General features: G+C 71.0%; 12 protein-coding genes. 7 read left to right on the top strand and 5 right to left on the bottom strand.

What is annotated here, in order from left to right; translation table 11 throughout:
* Positions 1 to 84: 84 nt before the first annotated feature.
* From ACZ619_RS33940 to ACZ619_RS33925, 4 genes are read right to left on the bottom strand one after another with little or no spacing between them, the layout of a single operon-like run.
* Positions 85 to 1,065, bottom strand: a complete 981-nt coding sequence (locus ACZ619_RS33940) for an ornithine cyclodeaminase family protein (RefSeq protein ID WP_469607261.1) — start codon at positions 1,063 to 1,065, stop codon at positions 85 to 87.
* 11 nt (positions 1,066 to 1,076) lie between these two features.
* Positions 1,077 to 2,216, bottom strand: a complete 1,140-nt coding sequence (locus ACZ619_RS33935) for an FAD-dependent oxidoreductase (RefSeq protein WP_469607258.1) — start codon at positions 2,214 to 2,216, stop codon at positions 1,077 to 1,079.
* Positions 2,213 to 3,157, bottom strand: coding sequence for an MBL fold metallo-hydrolase (locus ACZ619_RS33930; RefSeq protein ID WP_469607255.1), 945 nt, complete (start codon positions 3,155 to 3,157; stop codon positions 2,213 to 2,215). The genes ACZ619_RS33935 and ACZ619_RS33930 overlap by 4 nt, the downstream gene beginning before the upstream one ends.
* A 12-nt stretch (positions 3,158 to 3,169) precedes the next feature.
* Entirely contained in the window at positions 3,170 to 4,243 is a 1,074-nt protein-coding gene (locus ACZ619_RS33925) for a VOC family protein (RefSeq protein WP_469607252.1), read from the bottom strand.
* 133 nt (positions 4,244 to 4,376) lie between these two features.
* Between ACZ619_RS33925 and ACZ619_RS33920 the strand changes: the two genes are divergently transcribed.
* From ACZ619_RS33920 to ACZ619_RS33905, 4 genes are all read left to right on the top strand, one after another.
* Positions 4,377 to 4,937 (top strand): MarR family winged helix-turn-helix transcriptional regulator, encoded by a 561-nt coding sequence (locus tag ACZ619_RS33920; RefSeq protein ID WP_469607251.1) that lies wholly within the window; start codon positions 4,377 to 4,379, stop codon positions 4,935 to 4,937.
* A gap of 46 nt (positions 4,938 to 4,983) precedes the next feature.
* Complete coding sequence (locus ACZ619_RS33915; RefSeq protein WP_469607249.1) at positions 4,984 to 5,913, top strand: fumarylacetoacetate hydrolase family protein; 930 nt, start codon at positions 4,984 to 4,986, stop codon at positions 5,911 to 5,913.
* 153 nt (positions 5,914 to 6,066) lie between these two features.
* Complete coding sequence (locus ACZ619_RS33910; RefSeq protein ID WP_469607247.1) at positions 6,067 to 7,404, top strand: hypothetical protein; 1,338 nt, start codon at positions 6,067 to 6,069, stop codon at positions 7,402 to 7,404.
* 22 nt (positions 7,405 to 7,426) lie between these two features.
* Positions 7,427 to 9,007: an FAD-binding oxidoreductase gene (locus ACZ619_RS33905; RefSeq protein WP_469607244.1), complete on the top strand. Its 1,581-nt coding sequence runs from the start codon at positions 7,427 to 7,429 to the stop codon at positions 9,005 to 9,007.
* Between the two features lie 83 nt (positions 9,008 to 9,090).
* Here the strand turns inward: ACZ619_RS33905 and ACZ619_RS33900 are convergent, their stop codons facing one another.
* Positions 9,091 to 10,449 carry a hypothetical protein gene (locus ACZ619_RS33900; protein WP_469607241.1) on the bottom strand — a complete coding sequence of 453 codons (1,359 nt, stop codon included), beginning with the start codon at positions 10,447 to 10,449 and terminating at the stop codon, positions 9,091 to 9,093.
* 187 nt (positions 10,450 to 10,636) lie between these two features.
* Here ACZ619_RS33900 and ACZ619_RS33895 point away from each other — a divergent pair, with 187 nt between their 5' ends.
* The 3 genes from ACZ619_RS33895 (at position 10,637) to ACZ619_RS33885 (ending at position 13,564) form a co-directional block, all read left to right on the top strand.
* Positions 10,637 to 11,461, top strand: a complete 825-nt coding sequence (locus tag ACZ619_RS33895; RefSeq protein ID WP_469607238.1) for an SDR family NAD(P)-dependent oxidoreductase — start codon at positions 10,637 to 10,639, stop codon at positions 11,459 to 11,461.
* On the top strand, positions 11,454 to 12,461 hold the full coding sequence (locus tag ACZ619_RS33890; RefSeq protein ID WP_469607235.1) for an amidohydrolase family protein: 1,008 nt from the start codon (positions 11,454 to 11,456) through the stop codon (positions 12,459 to 12,461). Before ACZ619_RS33895 ends, ACZ619_RS33890 begins: the two co-directional genes overlap by 8 nt.
* Positions 12,462 to 12,562: 101 nt before the next feature.
* Entirely contained in the window at positions 12,563 to 13,564 is a 1,002-nt protein-coding gene (locus ACZ619_RS33885) for an ABC transporter substrate-binding protein (protein WP_469607232.1), read from the top strand.
* The last annotated feature ends 178 nt before the right edge of the window (positions 13,565 to 13,742 follow it).

Genomic DNA, 13,742 nt, shown 5'->3' with positions numbered 1-13,742 from the left:
GTTCCTTTCCTCGTGTTCCGTGCTGCTCTGAGTTGCTCTGAGTTGCTCTGGGTTGCTCTGGGTTGCTCTGGGTTGCTCTGGCCGTCACTTGACGACGGTGTTGAGGCCCACCGGGAGCACGGTGCCGATCCCCCGGTCCAGTGCCCGTCGCAGGCAGAGGGAGGCGACCGCGAGGTCCTGGACGGCGGAGCCGACGGACTTGTAGAGCACGACCTCTTCGGACGTGCGCCGCCCCGGGGCCCGGCCCAGGAGGACGTCGTTGAGGGAGACGACCTTCCGGTCCGGCGTCAGGCCGGCCCCGGTCGCGGCGATCATGTCGCCGGTGCCGTGCACGACCTCGTCCGGCTGGTCGGCGACCACGACGTCGGCCCGGTCGATCGCCTCGACGTCCAGTTCCCGCTGTTCCGGCAGCGTGGAGCCGATGGAGACGACGGTCGTCCCGGGCGCCAACCACGCGCCGCGCAGCGTCGGTTCCTCGTTCCGGGACCTGGCCGCGCACAGCACGATGTCGGCGCCGACGACGGCCTCGACCGCGGTGGGTGCTTCGTCGAGCGGTGCCTCGACGTCGGACAGGACGTCGAGGAAGCGCCGGCGGCTGGCCGGGTTCGGGCTGAACACCGTGACCGCGGCGAGCTCGCGGACCGCCGCCAGCGCGCGCACGTGCTGCTGCGCCTCGAAGCCCGACCCGATCACCGCGACCCGTACGGGACCCGGCGGGGTCAGGGTGTCCGCCGCCAGCGCCGAGGTCGCCGCGGTGCGGTAGCCGGTGATGAGCCCGGCGTCCAGGAGCGCCACCAGTTCGGTGGAGTGCTGGTCGAACAGGGGGATCAGGTACGACGCGCGGCGGCGAGTGGTGGAGGCCGCGATCAGCTTGGCGCCCATCACGGGGCCGCCCGGCAGTACGCCGGTCAGGGTCCGCAGCCATCCCTCGGAGCTACGGGCGACGGCGCGCGGGGGTACCTGGCTGTCCGCGATCGGCGTCGAGTAGGCGGAGCGGAGCGCGTCGACGGCTCCGTGCCAGTCGAAGACGGAGCGGATGTCGTCTTCCGTGAGGAAGGTCGTCATTCTGTGCCTCCCTAGGCCGGTTCGGCCAGCAGCCGGGTGATGCGCTCCTGGCGGGCGCCGAGGCCGGCGGCGAAGGCCGCCTTGCGTTCGGCGTCGGATTCCATCTCGTTGCGGAGGATCTCGTGCGCCTGGCGCTGCACGAAGCGGACGCGGGGCAGCCGGCGTTCCATGAAGGCGGTCAGCGCCTGCGGCACGCCGTCGTGGCGCGTCAGTTCGTCGGCCAGGACGAGGGCGTCCTCCATGCCCATGCCGGCGCCCTGCGCGAGATGGGGTGTGATGGCGTGGGCGGCGTCGCCGATGAGCAGGACGCGTCCCCGGTGCCAGGGGCCCGGGAGTTCGACCTCCTCCAGCGGGCCGACGTGGATCTCGGTGGCCGGGGTGATGCCGTCGCGGATGTCGCCGATCATGCCCGGGAACCCGTCGAGCAGATCGCGCAGTTCCGTGGCGAGTCCGGCGGCGTCGCGCGGCGCTCTGGCGGCGGCCTGCTGGATCACCAGCAGGTACATGGTGGTCCGGTTGAGGTTGATGGCGGTGGCCTTGACGTGCTCCCCGTTGAAGTACTGGCTGTGCGTCACCCCCTCGGGGCGCTTCACCGGCATGCGCCAGCACACGTAGCCGGTGCCGCGGGGCTCGTGCCCGTCGCCGAACAGCAGCCGGCGCAGCGGCGAGCGGATGCCGTCGGCCCCGACGACGAGGTCGTGGGTGCGGGTGCTGCCGTCGGTCAGGGTGAGCGCCACGGCGTCCTCGTGCTGGCGGATGTCGCTCCAGGTCAGGCCGTACTCGATGCGTGCGCCGAGTACGCGGGCCCGGTCGGTGAGGAGTTCGTGGAGGTCGGCCCGGGTCATGGAGACCTGGAAGGGCACGTCGTCGGGGTCGGCCGGTTCGAAGGTCGCGATCAGGTCCCCGGCCTGGGTGTAGCGCTGGATTCCCCGGTAGACGTAGCCGCGCCGGACCACCTGGTCGTACACGCCGAGTGCCCTGAGCGCGCGCAGCGCGTTGGCCGGGTGGTTCAGTCCGACCCCGACGGTGGCGTTCTCGGGTTTGACCTCGACGACGGTGACGTCCCAGTCCCGCTCGCTCAGCGCGATCGCGGCCGACAGGCCGGCTATGCCCGCGCCGACGACGAGTGCGGAACGTGTTCTCGGGCTCATGCGGCGCACCTCAGCGGTCCCCCGTGCAACGCGATCATGTCCCGTCGGGTCGCGTCGAGGTCGATCGGGGCGCCGGGCGGGGCGCCGTCCAGTTCGGCGTAGGCCCGGTGGAGGTTGGCCACCAGCCGTTCGGAGTCCAGCAGGTCGGCGAACGGGTTGTCCGCGGCGTCCCGCGCGGCCTCCAGGGGGGTGCGCCCGAGCCGGTGCCCGGTCCTGGCCACGTCCTGGACGAAGCGGAGGTAGTCGATCTGGGCGTCGAACACCTCGGGGCCGCAGACGTCGCCGTGTCCGGGCACGACGTGCCGGGCGCCGAGCCCGCGCAGGTCGGCGAGGACCTCGATCGCGCCGGCCACGGAGCCGGCCGACATCAGCGGTGCGCTGCCGTTGAAGGCGAGGTCGCCGGCGAAGAGGACGGAGTGCTCCTCGATCCAGACGACCGAGTCGTCGGTGGTGTGGGCGGGCCTGCCCACCCAGTTGATGTCGCAGCGGGTGGCGCCGGCCCACAGGGTGACCGCGTCGGCGTAGGTGAGGAACGGGGGTGCGGGCTCCAGCGGTCCCCAGTCGACGTCGGGGAAGGGCCCGTTCGGGTCGGGGGTCGTGGGCGCGTGGTCCAGCATCATCGCCCGGGTCCGCTCGTGGGCGACGATCGTGGCGCCGCGGAAACGGTAGTTGCCGTTGGTGTGGTCGGTGTGCCAGTGCGTGTTGACGAGAGTGGCCACCGGCAGCGGGCTGACCTGCGCGACCGCGTCGATGAGCGCGTCGGTGCGGCGGGTGGTGGCGGCGGAGTCGATGACGGTCACCGTGTCGGTGCCGACGATGATGCCGCTGTTGTTGACGAACCAGCCGCCGTCGGGCTGTACGTAGGCGTACACGCCGGGAGCGATCAGCTCGGTGCGGGGCGGTGCGAGGCCGGCGGGCGGTTCGTGGACTGCGTGGGTCATGGCTCCTCCCTCCTAGATCGGTGCGGGACTCCACAGCCCGCTGTCGGTTTCGCTCGCAGCGTCGAGGGCGTAGAGGTCCTCCAGGTCGCCCGCCGTGCCCCACTGGTCGTAGTAGTCCGGGGTGCTCGGCCAGACATGCGCAATCCAGGCGTCCTCGTCGTCGATCCGCGCCAGCTCGGTGGTGTACTCGACGACGTTGCCGTGCGGATCCGCGAAGTAGGAGAACGTGTTGTCGCCGGCCGAGTGCCTGCCCGGCCCCCAGGCCGGCGGGTGACCGTTGCGGATGAGGCGGCCGGTGCCGCGCAGGTACTCGTCGACGCCGCGCATCTCGAAGGAGATGTGGTTGAGCGAGACCTTGGAGCGGCGGGCGACGGCGAGGCTGTGGTGGTCGGTGGAGCAGCGCAGGAACGCCATGCGCTCGGTGAGCCAGTCGGACACACGGAAGCCGAGGAAGCGCTCGTAGAAGCCGACGGTCGCATCCACGTCGGTGCTGTTGACGACGACGTGGCTCAGCTTGCGCGGGACCGCCTCGCCCTTCTCCAGGAGGCGGTACGGCTTCGGGGCGACGTCCACGGAGACCTCGACGAGGCGGCCGTCGAGGTCGAAGAACCGGACGCCGTATCCGCCGCCGGGGGTGTCCTGCGCGTCCGGTTCGCGGACCAGCCGTACGCCGGACGTGGCGAGGTCGGCGGCGAGCGAGTCGACCGCCGCCCGGTCGCGGCCCGCGAAGGAGATGACGTCGATGCGCTTGGCGGGGGCCTGCCGGAGGCGGAGTACATAGGGCTCCGGTGAGCCCACCGAGCCGAGGAAGACGACACCGCGGTCGTCCGCGACCCGGTACAGACCCCAGATGCCTTCGTAGAACGCGCAGGCGCGCGCCAGGTCGGGGACGCCCAGGCCGACGTACCGCAGCCCGGCGACCGGAGACCGGGCGGCGAGCTCGGACGCCCTCACCGGGCGGGGAGCGGCGACGGGCGGCATCGGCTGTGGCCTGAACGGGGGTGGTGGGCGGTCCGCGGAGGCGGTGGAGATGTCGGACATCAGCGGCTCCTGTGCCTTGGGGATGCCCAGAACGATCCGTCGCACGATCGCGAATGTCAACTAGTTGACGTCAACTACTTGACGTAAATTGATTGACGTCAAGCTGTTGACCTCACCCGTGGGGGGATGTCTACGCTCTTGTCCGTCCCCGCAGATGGGGCACGAAGGAGCCGACTGCATGTCCATGCCCACGCCCACGGATTCCGGCCAAGGGGCCGAGACGATCTCGGACAGGCCCATGAACCTGGTCCACCGAATCCGCGTCGCCACGGGCGACGCCGTGTCCACGATGCTCACCGACCTGCAGCTGAACGGCACGCTGGCGATGATCCTGGAGACCCTCGCCGAGACCGGCACCACGAGCGCGGCCGAGATCGCCCGGCGCACCCTGGTCACCCGCCAGGCGCTGACGATTCCGCTCAACGAGCTCCAGCGGCGCGGCCTGGTCACCCGGCCGCCGGAGAGCGTCAGCGTCCGCACCCGGCCGGTCGGGCTCACCGAGGAGGGGCAGGCCCTCGCGGCCGCCCTCCGGGACCGCATGATGCGCATCGAATCCCGCTCGTCGGAGGGGTTCACGCCGGAAGAGCTCGCCACACTGCTCGGCCTGCTCTCCCGCTATGCCACGGCATGGGAACAACTCGCCGACGACAAAACTGCGTTGCAATCGATCAGGGACGCCGGGGCCACGCCGCCCGGCACTGCCCGGACCGGGCGTTCCCGGGGCCGGGAAGCCGGCTGAGCCGCCCGCTCGGGCGGCTCCGGCAGACCTCACCCGAGGAGAAGAAATGCGCTGGTCAAGCTATCGGACATCCGACTCCGGGCTGCGCCTGGCCGTCGCCACGGACGACGGCAGGCTGTTCGCCAGCAGGACCCATGACGACCTCGTCACCGTGCTCAGGGAGGGCCGGGACCTCACCGAGACCGCGGCCGAGATCCTGGCCGACCCGCTGGAGACACTGCGGATCGAGGACGCGGCGCTGACCGCGCCGATTCCGCGGCCCCCGTCCGTCCGGGACTTCATGGCCTTCGAGGACCACCTCAAACCCATCCTGTCCGCGCGAGGCGCGTCCATGGACCCGGCCTGGTACGAGATCCCCGCCTTCTACTTCACCAACCCCGCCGCGACCCGGGGCCCGCACGACGACGTACGCGCGGCACCGGGCGCCGTGGAGCTGGACTTCGAACTGGAGGTGGCGGCGGTCGTCGGACGGCAGGCCGAGGACGTGGACCCGGCCACGGGCCAGAGCCTGATCGCCGGCTACATCCTGATGAACGACTGGAGCGCACGCGATCTCCAGCGCCGCGAACGGGGCGTGGGCCTCGGGCCGGCCAAGGGCAAGGACTGGGCGACCAGTTTCGGCCCGTACTTCGTCACCGCGGACGAACTGCCGCCGGCCGGCGGCTCGGGCCGCCCGGATCTGACGGTGCGCGCGAGTGTCAACGGCCGCGCGTACTCCGAGGCGAACCTCACCGACCTCTACTGGACCTTCGGGCAGATGATCGCCTACGCCTCCCGGGGCACCACCCTGCGCCCCGGCGACATCATCGGCTCCGGCACGGTCCCCACCGGCTGCATCGCGGACCTGTCCGCACGCCACGGCCAGGCCGGGTACCCCTGGCTCCGGCCGGGCGACCGGGTCCGCCTGGAAGCGGGCCGGCTCGGCGCCATCGACGCCCGGCTCACGGCCGCGGCCCCCGTCGTGCCGCTGCGCTGAGGCACCCGCCCCCGCGTTCCGGACCACGCGCGGGCCCCCGGCCGCCGCACGGACGGCGACGGCACTCCCCCAGAACGCCTCCCGGCGTCGGCCGCCGCGCCATGGTGCGGCGACCCATGCCCCCGTCCACCCCGAAACCGAGGAGGAACGTCCGTGGACAAGCCACCCGTCTTCACCGCCGAGGAGATCTCCGCGTTCCGTGCCGAGATCGCGGAGCGGCGGGTCCGAGGGGCCTTCGAACCCGGCCGGTGGTCGGTGAGCCCGCTCAACCGTGACCCCGGTGTCACGGGTGCGATGCCGTCGAAGGTCCGGTTCCGGGACTCGACCCTGCGTTCGCTCGACACCATGCCCGGCACGCGGTTCGGCCAGGAGGAACGGGACGCCTACCTCCGGCGCCTGATCCGAGCCGGAGTGACCGAGATCGTGGGCAGCAGCCCCGCGGGACGGACACTCGACGCGCTGAAGGCCGAGGTCGCCGTCGTCAAGGAGGAGAAGGACGACTGCCGGATACTGAGCCCGCTGGTGTGGACCGAGACGGACATCGACCGGGCGGCACGGGCCGGCTTCGACGGCGTCCAGGTGTGGGTCGACGCCTTCGGCAAGGCGTCCCAGATCTACCGGCCCGTCTACGACACCGCGTGGGCCGGCGAGGACTGGCGCGCCGCGTTGCCGGTCCGCTCCCGGACCGAGGTCCTCGCGGACGCCCAACGGCTGGTCACCCACGCACGCGGACACGGACTGCGGGTCGTCACCCCCATGCTGATGGTGTCCTACCTGGACGACGCGCTGCTGGAGGAGAGTGTCGACGCGCTGCGGCGGGCGGGCACCTCGGAGCTGACCCTGTTCGACGGTCCGGGCGCCGTCGGTCCCGAGGCGTTCGCCCGGCTCGTGACACGGGTCCGGGCGCTCGCCCCGGAGGTCGAGACGGGTCTGCACCCCCACAACACGTTCGGACTGGCGGTGGCGTGCGCGGTCGCGGCCGTCCGGGCCGGCGCCGACGTCGTCGAACTGTCCGCGAACGGCTACTGCGGCGGCCCGGGCAACGCCGACCTGGCCGCGACGACGGCGGCGTTCGAGGCGCTCTACGGCGTGGACACCGGAATCCGGATGGCCGAACTCACCGGGCTCGCCCGTGCCGGCGAGGCGCTCACCGGCCTCCGGGTCGCCTGGAACCACCCGGTCACCGGACCGATGGCCTTCGACTGGGGCGGTACGGACCACATCTCGCAGGAGGTCACCGTGGACGCCCTGCTGCACAACTGCCTGGCGCCGGAGTCCGTGGGCAACGAACGGCCGGTCACCTTCACGCCGTTCAGCGGGCCCTACGCCCTCGCCGACAAACTCACCGCGCTCGGCATGTCGGCCACTCCCCGGCAGACCGGCGAGATCCTGCGCGCCTGCCGGGCCATGGCGGCCCGCGTCGGCGCGCCCCTGTCCGACGAGGACATCAGGGACCTCGCTCTCCGGTTCGACGCCAAGAACGACATCTGACAGAGACCGAAGGAGAACCGTCATGACCGCATCGACCGCGGGTGCCCCGAGCGAGCAGGCTCTGGCAACGGCGATCAGCCGCTTCGAGGAGATCGTGGGGGCCGAGCACGTCCTCACGTCCGGGCCGCAGTTCCTCGAGTTCCGCGACCCCTTCCAGCCCGAGGCCTGGAAGGACCATCGCCCGTCCGCGGTGGTGCAGCCGGAGACGGTGGAGGAGGTACAGGCGATCGTCCGGGTCGCGGCCGAACACGGAGTGCCCCTGTGGACCAACAGCCAGGGACGCAACAACGGTTACGGCGGCGCCGGTCCCCGGCTGGGCGGCTCGGTGACGGTGAACCTGCGCCGGATGAACCGCATCCTGGAGATCGACGACGAGTTGTCGTACGCGCTCGTCGAACCCGGGGTCAGCTTCCTCCAGTTGCACGAGGCGCTCACCGGCCGCGGGCATCCCCTGATGCTGTCGGTGCCGGACATCGGGTGGGGCAGCGTGATCGGCAACTCGCTCGACCACGGTGTCACCTACATGGCGTACGGCCAGGACTTCATGGCACCTTGCGGGATGGAGGTCGTCCTCGCCGACGGGGAGCTGCTGCGCACGGGCATGGGCGGGGTACCGGGCAACCCCGCCTGGAACCTCTACCGGCGCGGTCTCGGGCCCTCGCTGGACCAGCTGTTCATGCAGTCCAACTTCGGCATCGTCACCAAGATGGGCGTCTGGCTCCAGCCCGCTCCGGAGACCGTCATGCCGGTGACGGTCACGGCGCGGGCCGAGGACGACATCGTCCCCCTGATCGACACGCTGCGGGGGCTGCTGCTCGACCGCACGGTCGAGGGGGTGCCGTGCGTGTTCAACACACCGAGCGCGGCGGCGATGCTGTCGCGGCGCAGCGACTGGTACGCCGGCGACGGTCCGATGCCCGAGGAGGTCCTGGAGCGGATCGGACGTGAACTGGAGGTCGGCCGCTGGATGCTGCGTCTGTCGCTCTGGGGCGACAGCGACCTCGTCGACCGGAGGTTCGCCAAGGTGAAGGCGGCCTTCTCGGCCGTCCCCGGGGTCCGTGTCCGCGGCGAGAAGACCACGCCGGACGGCGCGCGGGAGCTGTCGAACCCGTCGGACCGGGTGATATCCGGGGTACCGCACCTGGAACTCGTCGGCATGGCGGGATGGGCCGGCGGCGACCACGGCGGGCACATGGACTTCGCGCCGGTGGTGCCGCTGCGGGGCGCGGACGTGCTCCGGTTCGTCAGGACGTTCCGGCCCATGGTCGAAAGCGCGGGACTCGACTACAAGACCGACCTGATGGCGATCAATCCCCGCAGCGGAATCTACGTGAGCGGCAGCAACTTCGACTTCCGGGACGAGGAGGGCACCCGCCGGGTCCATGACGTGGTCGCGTCCCTGATCCAGGAGGCGGGCAGGCAGGGATACGGCATGTACCGGTCCCACCTCGGCTTCATGGACCTGGCCGCGGACCAGTTCTCCTTCAACGACCACGCGTACCGGCGTTTCGTCGAGAAGATCAAGGACGCCGTGGACCCGGCCGGCATCCTCTCCCCCGGAAAGCAGGGCATCTGGCCCGCCGGCCTGCGCGAGAGCCGCTGATCGCGGAGCGCCTTCCCGGCGCCCGCGAACCGGCCGGTGGGCGGAACTCCGCCGTGGCGCACCGGCCGGTACGGGCTCCGGCCTCAGGAACCGGTGGCCGGCTCCGTGTCCGAGCCGCCCGCCGACTCCCGGGCGAGTGCCGTCAGGTCCGCGTCGGTGAGCGGGCGTCCCTCACGGGTCATGACCTCACGGGCCCGCCGCAGGATCTCGTCGACCTGGGCGGTGGTCGCGTCGACACCGAGCCCGGTCAGTTTGTCCGCCAGAGTGAAAGGACCGCTGTGCAGCGTGAAGGGGACCTTGCGGGCGTTGCCGACGAGGGTCGGCTCAAGGCAGTTGTGCAGCAGCGGGTCGACGGCCGTCTCCTGCGTGATGAAGTCCAGGCCTCCCCAGGAGAAGGCGCTCGTCCCGGTCACGGGGTGGTTCCAGGCGAGATGATGGTCCGTCAGCGCCTCGCCCGCGCGGGCCAGTTCCGTCAGCCGCTCGGTCCGGATCCCGGTGCGCACCCCGTACAGCACCTCGAACGCCATCGTGGTGGCGGCCAGGTCGGCGTTGCCGGGGCCTCCGCAGTAGCCGTTGACCGACAGCTCCACGACATCGGCACCGGCGCGGACCGCCTCGACGGCACAACCGATCGCGAGCCCGAAGGTGTTGTGCGGGTGCAGCCCCACCTGCACTCCGGGTGCGAGCTGCTTGGTACGGGCGACGAGATGCCCGTAGGCCTCGGGGCTCATGGCACCCGGGCCGTCGAAGAGCGTCAGCTCCGTGGCGCCCGCGTCGACGAGGACGGCGACGGTCTCCTCCAGGACCTCCTCGGTCAGGTAGGACACCATCAGCATCGGTGCGATCACCTCCAGACCCCGGGAACGGGCCCGCCGGACCAGAGCGCAGGCCCCGGCGAGGAGGTCGTCACGGTTTCGCGCGACACCGGTGCCCCGCCAGTCCTCGCCCCGCCACGCGTGCTGGTAGACGGCCGGGTTGTAGATCAGGGACGCCTCGCCGAGACCCTGTACCCAGATCTGCACCGCGTCGTATCCGGCGTCGGCGGCCCGGTCGACGTCCCGCGCGGTGCGCGGCAGCGGCAGCACGGCCCGGCAGCCGGTGTTCTCGCCCTTGATGACCTCGACCTCGGCGCGCAGCGCCTTGTCGTCACGGCCGGCCAGACCCGCCGTGACGATCTCGTGGACGCCCGCGCCGACGAGCCGGCGCAGATACGCCTCCTTCGCCTCCGTGGAGGCGACGACGCCCGGCATGGTCTCGACGGAGCGCAGGGTGGAGTCACGTAGCCGCACGGACTCGGGCATGGGCCCGCGTACGTCCGGGCGGCGGTTGAGCGGGCTCACCGACCAGCGGCCCGGCTCGTAGGAGCCCGGCGCCCGTCTGGCGGCGAGTTCGGAGCGGAATCGCTCGATTTCTTCACTGGTGAACACGGCCGGCTTGTCCATGCGCCCTCCGGGCGGTCTCGGGCTGTCCTTGCGCCGTCATTCAATCACCGCGAATTCCCAACTGTCGACACTAGATCCGAACAAACCCGAAGAAGACCGACTTAAGGTCGGGATGGATTTACTTTCTGTCGACACTAGGCGAGACTTCGACGGATGAAGCGCACCACCTGAACCGAGGAGACAAACCGTGACCCACGACGTGGTCCCCGATCGGTCCGGTCGCCTGGCCGGTCGGATCGCCGTAATCAGCGGCGCCGGAAGCGTCGGCCCCGGCTGGGGCAACGGCCGCGCGACGGCCGTGATCTTCGCCCGTGAAGGCGCCACCGTGTTCCTGACCGACCGCGACAGCGAGGCACTGGAGGTCACCGCGGCACAGATCCGCGAGGAGGGCGGCCAGGTCCGCACCGACCTGCTGGACGTCACCGAACCGGACGACGTGCAGGCCTACTTCGAACGCACCGAGCGGCAGGCGGGCCGGATCGACATCCTGGTCAACAACGTCGGCGGATCCCGCGCCGGCGGAGCCGCCGAACTGTCCCTGGAGGACTGGGACGGCCAGTTGCGCACCAACCTCACCAGCGCCTTCCTGGCCTGCAAGCACGCCGTCCCGATCATGCGGCGCGGGGGCGGCGGCTCGATCGTCAACACGGCTTCCGCGTCCGGGCTGCGGTGGACCGGCGCCGCACAGGTCGGGTACGCGGCGGCCAAGGCGGCGGTCATCCAGCTGTCCCGGGTCACCGCCGTCCAGTACGCGGCCGACGGCGTCCGGGTCAACACCGTCGTACCGGGCCAGTTGCACACGCCGATGGTCGAGGCCCGGCTGGCCCACCAGCGCGCGGGCGGCGACGTGGCGAAGCTGCTCGCCGAGCGCCAGGCCCGGATCCCGCTCGGCTTCATGGGCGACGGCAGGGACACCGCGCACGCGGCGCTCTTCCTCGCCTCGGACGAGGCGCGGTTCGTCACCGGCACCGAGATCGTCGTCGACGGCGGAATGACGGCCCGCTGTGACTGAACCCGCCGTCCACGAAGCGGTGCCCTCCCCCGGCTGCCCGCCTCCGCATCCGACACCGCGCAAGCCTTCTCTCGCGCTCCCGCCGGGAAGTTGCGACGCCCACTGCCACATCCTCGGCCCGGCCGCGGTCTTCCCGTACGCGCCCGAGCGCACCTTCACGCCGATCGACGCCCCCAAGGAGCAGGTCGCCGCCCTCCACGCCCGTCTCGGCCTGTCCCGTGCCGTGATCGTCCAGTCCTCGTGCAACGGTTCCGACCACGGGGCACTCGTCGACGCGCTGACGTCGGGGGGCGGCCGGTTCCGCGGGGTCGCGCTCGTCGGGGAGACGACCACCCGGACGGAGATCGAGGCCCTCCACCGCGCCGGAGTCCGCGGGTTCCGGCTCAACTTCCTGCCGCACCTGCGCAGCGCGCCGACCCGCGGGGAGATCGACTCCGTCCTGGAGCGCGTCGACGGTCTGGACTGGGTCACCGAGATCCACGTCCGGGGGCAGGAGGTCGCCGAGTACGAGTCACTCATCCGCTCCCTGCCCGGCCGGGTGGTGATCGACCATCTCGCACGCGTGGATCTGGCGCGGGGACCCAGTGATCCGGCCCTGCGCAGCCTGCGCGCCCTCCTGGACACCGGCGACGTCTGGCTCAAGGTCAGCGGCGTGGACCGGGTGTCCCGCACCGGCCCGCCCTACCTGGACGGCGTCGCCCTGGCCGCCTCCCTGGTGGCCCACGCTCCCGAGCGGGTGGTGTGGGGCACCGACTATCCGCACGTGAACATCGAGGGCGACGCTCCCGACGACGGCCTGCTCGTCGACCTGCTCGCCGGCATCGCTCCCGATCCGGGCCTGCTGCACGGCCTGCTGGTCGACAACCCGGCGCAACTCTTCGACTTCCCGCCGCTCGGCCCGACGGACGATGCGACCGCGCCGGGCCGACATGACGGACATCTCGACACCAACCAAATTGTGTCGACAGAAAGCCAAGAAAAATCAGATCTGATCCCTTGACCCCCATTTTGTGTCGACAGTAACGTCTGGGTACCTCCAGATCGTCTGCGGCGACGCGCCCACGAACAACAGCCGTGACCGTGCAAAGGAGCACACCCCTCATGTCGAAGTCCATGAGCCGTCCACTGGGCCGTTTTCCACTCGTCCTCGTCACGCTCGCCGTCACGGGCCCGCTCGCGGCCTGCGGATCGGGCGGCGCCGACACCGCTTCCGGTGACGGCGCGACGAAGATCACCGTGCTGCGTTCGACCGCCGCTCTCTTCGAGCCGCTCTACATCGCCCAGCAGCAGGGCTACTTCAAGGCCGCGGGCCTCGACGTCACCATCAAGGCCGGCGCGCAGGACACCTCGCAGAACGCGCCGTCCGTGCTGAACGGTGAGGCCCAGTTCGCGATGACGGACAGCTCGGGCTTCCTCAAGGGCGCGGCGAAGAACATGCCGATCCGGATCGCCACCGGACTGGAGTCCGCCACCACCAGGACCGACCCCACGGACGGCCTGCTGGTCAAGAAGGGCAGCTCCATCACGTCCTTCAAGGACCTGGAGGGCAAGACCGTCGGCCTGGCCGCGCTCGGCGGCACGATCCAGTTCATCGTCGAGTACCTGGTCGAGAAGGACGGCGGCGACCCGAGCAAGGTCAAGTTCGTCGCGCTGCCGACCACTTCGCTCACCGACGCGGCCAAGACCGGCAAGACCGACGCCGTCTACTCCTTCGGCGCCTTCTACGCCGCCGGCAAGGCAGCCGGTCTGACCTCCATCGGCGACGGCATGAACAGCCTGCCCGGCATCGCCCAGGGTGTGCTCTTCTCCAGCCAGAAGTACCTGTCCGCCAACGCCGCCACGGCCAAGAAGTTCACCGCAGCCGTCGCCAAGGGCATCGCCTATGCCAACGCGCACCCGCAGGCGGTGAAGGACATCCAGAAGAAGTACACCCAGCTGTCCGCCGACTACATCAAGAACGAACAGGTCTCGTACTACGACAAGACCGTCAACACGACCGTGATGCGTACCGTCATCACGAAGATGCACCAGTACGGGCTGCTGAGCAGTACCCCGAAGGACAGCGCCATCTACTGGGACCAGGCTCCGACCGTCACCGGCTGACTAGCGCAGAGGTACACCCACATCATGGCCACATCCACCAAACGCCGTCGGCGCCCAGCCCCGCTCGGCGTACCACCCGCTCGGCGCGCCCGGCCCGGGGGCCCCGGGCGGTCCGGGCTCCTGCTGCTCCAGTTGTCCGCCGTCGTGGCCGTCCTGTTGTTGTGGGCGGTTGTCGCGG

The organism is Streptomyces sp. NPDC104367 (assembly GCF_055583825.1).
This window is presented reverse-complemented; position numbering and strand designations above follow the sequence as displayed.

Bases quoted from the DNA above. Each gene is read 5' to 3' on its own strand.
- ACZ619_RS33900 (WP_469607241.1), bottom strand. From the start codon at position 10,449: ATGGACAAGCCGGCCGTGTTCACCAGTGAAGAAATCGAGCGATTCCGC.
- ACZ619_RS33940 (WP_469607261.1), bottom strand. From the start codon at position 1,065: ATGACGACCTTCCTCACGGAAGACGACATCCGCTCCGTCTTCGACTGG.
- ACZ619_RS33930 (WP_469607255.1), bottom strand. From the start codon at position 3,157: ATGACCCACGCAGTCCACGAACCGCCCGCCGGCCTCGCACCGCCCCGC.
- ACZ619_RS33885 (WP_469607232.1), top strand. From the start codon at position 12,563: ATGTCGAAGTCCATGAGCCGTCCACTGGGCCGTTTTCCACTCGTCCTC.
- ACZ619_RS33920 (WP_469607251.1), top strand. From the start codon at position 4,377: ATGTCCATGCCCACGCCCACGGATTCCGGCCAAGGGGCCGAGACGATC.
- ACZ619_RS33935 (WP_469607258.1), bottom strand. From the start codon at position 2,216: ATGAGCCCGAGAACACGTTCCGCACTCGTCGTCGGCGCGGGCATAGCC.
- ACZ619_RS33915 (WP_469607249.1), top strand. From the start codon at position 4,984: ATGCGCTGGTCAAGCTATCGGACATCCGACTCCGGGCTGCGCCTGGCC.
- ACZ619_RS33905 (WP_469607244.1), top strand. From the start codon at position 7,427: ATGACCGCATCGACCGCGGGTGCCCCGAGCGAGCAGGCTCTGGCAACG.